At 46.4% G+C, this 237-nt stretch carries 1 protein-coding gene; it reads right to left on the reverse strand.

Annotation, left to right across the window (positions count from 1 at the left end; all coding sequences use genetic code 11):
* Positions 1 to 237, reverse strand: a 237-nt coding sequence (locus tag H6A60_RS14675; RefSeq protein ID WP_205105409.1) for a bifunctional nuclease family protein, incomplete at both ends; no start/stop codon positions are given.

Raw genomic sequence — 237 nt, forward strand, 5'->3', positions numbered from 1 at the left:
CAACACAATGGCATCCGACGTACGCGCATCTACTACATCCACTTCCCCATCGGCTCTCCTTATATATAAATAGGTGGAATATATTACATTCTTCACTTGATAAATAACCCCTTTCAGACATTGCAGACGACCAACTGCCATCACATTCAACAACAAGTCGTGCGTAAACGGACGTGGCGGCCTATAGTGCATTTCCGCCATTTTGATGCCCTGCGCTTCAACCGCCCCGATAATCAA

This window comes from Sutterella massiliensis, assembly GCF_016899755.1.
In the GTDB taxonomy this organism is placed as follows: Bacteria; Pseudomonadota; Gammaproteobacteria; order Burkholderiales; family Burkholderiaceae_F; genus Sutterella; species Sutterella massiliensis.